The following is a 2657-nucleotide window of genomic DNA, read 5'->3' as shown; positions in this document are numbered from 1 at the left end:
AATAAAAGTTAGTCTGGGCTTGTCAATGTTGAGTGAGTGTTTTCGCGTAGGTTAGCAGTCAACGGTTCAGATTTGCCGTAGCCGTAGGGTTCAGAGATGATGATCGGAATTTCTTCAAAGTTCTCTACTGGGGGCGGTGAAGAAACTAACCACTCTAATCCAATTGCCCGCCAAGGATTATCAGGTGCTTTCTCGCCTTGCATCCAAGAAATCACCATGTTGAAAATGAAAGGTAAGGTGGACATTCCCAACAAAAATCCGCCCAAGCTAGCGATGACATTCCAGAACTGATACTCCGGGGCGTAGGAAGCGACTCGGCGTAACATTCCTTGCAATCCTAAGGGGTGCATGGGCAAAAAGTTGAGGTTAGTGCCGATGAAAGCTAACCAGAAGTGGATTTTACCCCAGCTTTCAGAGTACATCCGCCCAGTCATCTTGGGGAACCAATGGTAAATGGCAGCATACAAGCCCATCGTCACGGTGCCGTAGAGGACGTAATGGAAGTGTCCCACCACAAAGTAGGTATTGTTAACGTGGACATCAACCGGCACAGAGGAAAGCATAATGCCTGTGATTCCCGCGAAAACAAACATAATCAACGCACCTAGAGCGAACAGCATCGGTGTGTGCAGTCGCAGCTTACCTCCCCAAATAGTCGCCACCCAAGCAAATACTTTAATCCCCGTAGGTACAGACACGCACATTGTTGTCAGCATGAAAATCAACCGCATCCAGCCTGAGGTACCGCTGACGTACATATGGTGTACCCAAACAATACCGCTGACTAGTGCAATCAAGATGGATGAAATGGCAACTACTTTGTAGCCAAATAGGGGTTTACGTGAATAAACCGGGAAGATTTCTGAGAAAATCGCAAACACAGGCAAAATAATCACGTAAACGGCGGGGTGGGAATAGAACCAGAAGTAATGCTGGAACATGACTGGATTCCCACCCTTGGCTGGGTCAAAAAAGCTAGTACCAACCGTGAGGTCGAGTAACAGCATCACTGCGCCAGCTGTTAATGCAGGGAGTCCGAATAGTTGGATAATCTGGGCGCTAAATACTCCCCAGACAAACAAGGGCATCCGAAAGAAGCCCATTCCTGGGGCCCGCATCTTCACGATTGTGGTAACAAAGTTTACTGCTCCCATAATTGAGGATACGCCGGATATTGCCACCGCTAAGAGCCAGATAACTTGACCATTAATCAAGTTACCCGTAGGATTCTGGAGACTGACGGGCGGGTAAGACCACCAACCGGCTTGGGCTGGGCCACCAGGGACAAAAAAGCTACCCATCATCAAAATCCCAACTACTGGCACCATCCAAAAGGCAACGGCGTTGAGGCGGGGAAATGCCATATCTCGCGCCCCAATCATCAGTGGCACTAAATAGTTGGCAAAACCAACCAGTGAGGGAAATGTCCACAAAAACAGCATCACAGTGCCGTGCATGGTGAACATACCGTTGTAGACGGTGCGATCAACTAAATCTGATTCCGGAGTTAGCAGTTCTCCCCGCATCACCATTGCAAAAATACCACCGACGAGAAAGAAGAAGAAAGAAGTAACGAGATACTGGATACCAATTACCTTATGGTCAGTACTAAAGCTGAAGTATTCTTTCCAGTTACTTGGAGATTCGTGGTTAGGCTTCTCATTAGGGAAAATGATGCCTTCAATAGGAACATTAGTCATGGTTACTTTCCTTTCAACCAGGAGAATTGACTAGAGTCGGTGCAGCAGGTGGAACTGTGACCCAACCAGTTTGGACTGATTGATTAGATGTTTGAGCATACTCAGAAGCTGCCTGATTATTTGCTAGGGATGGCTTTTGGGTTGCAGCTTGGGCCAGCCACTGCTGATAATCTTCAGGAGATTCGACGACTACATTCGCCTGCATCGTCGCAAAGTATGTGCCGCTGTATTGGGAATCGGTCAATCGATATTCACCAGGGCGGATAGGAGTAAATTCAAAGTCGAGCGCATGGTTGGGAATAATATCCTGCTTGAGGCGAAATGCAGGTATATAGAAGCCGTGGAGAACGTCTTGTGATTGCAGTGCTAAACGCACCCGGCGATCGCTCGGTAAATGCAATTCGCTACTGGTGACATCTCTCTCTGGGTAATGAAAAACCCACGCCCACTGTTTAGCTAGTACGTCGATTTTCTCAACGGGTTGTGCTAAAGCGTTAGCTGATACATCTTTTGCTGCTACTGCCAATGGATTATGTAAGTGAACTAATTCTGATGGGCCTTGAATCCCCATTTGTTCATAAACTTGGTAGCTGTAGCCCGCAATCCAAAACACCAAAAGAATTGGGAGCGCTGTCCAGATTACTTCCACTGCCACATTACCATCTATTGGAGGGCCGTCGGTGAAGTCATCTTTGACTGCCCGATGGAAAATCACAGAATACATCAGAGTACTTGTTACTCCCAAGAAGATGAAGGCACCGAGAGTTACTAAGAAGCTAATCAAATCATCAATTAGTTGCGATTCCGCTGCTGCTTGGGGGGGAAGCCAGGAGTAAGCCTGTTTACCAATCCAGAGACTAGTAACAGTCACTGCGATCGCGCCTGTAAGCAGCGTCAAAATATTTAAAATCTTCTGGATTTTCATGGTCTTTGGTTATTGGGCATAGGGCATGGGCA

2 protein-coding genes are annotated in these 2657 nt (G+C 47.2%); both read right to left on the bottom strand.

Annotation, left to right across the window (positions count from 1 at the left end):
- Window positions 1-8 precede the first annotated feature (8 nt).
- On the bottom strand, window positions 9-1700 hold the full coding sequence (gene ctaD / locus V7K40_RS00555; protein WP_334955884.1) for a cytochrome c oxidase subunit I: 1692 nt from the start codon (window positions 1698-1700) through the stop codon (window positions 9-11).
- Window positions 1701-1713: 13 nt separating this feature from the next.
- Window positions 1714-2625: a cytochrome c oxidase subunit II gene (locus V7K40_RS00550; protein WP_334955883.1), complete on the bottom strand. Its 912-nt coding sequence runs from the start codon at window positions 2623-2625 to the stop codon at window positions 1714-1716.
- Window positions 2626-2657: the final 32 nt, after the last annotated feature.

Source organism: Nostoc sp. (assembly GCF_036917195.1).
Classification (GTDB): domain Bacteria; phylum Cyanobacteriota; class Cyanobacteriia; order Cyanobacteriales; family Nostocaceae; genus Nostoc.
The sequence above is the reverse complement of the archived record's forward strand: the minus strand, read 5'-3'. Positions and strand labels throughout refer to the sequence as shown.

Excerpts from the sequence above, each read along its gene's own strand:
- ctaD (WP_334955884.1), bottom strand. The coding sequence starts at position 1,700 with ATGACTAATGTTCCTATTGAAGGCATCATTTTCCCTAATGAGAAGCCT.
- V7K40_RS00550 (WP_334955883.1), bottom strand. The coding sequence starts at position 2,625 with ATGAAAATCCAGAAGATTTTAAATATTTTGACGCTGCTTACAGGCGCG.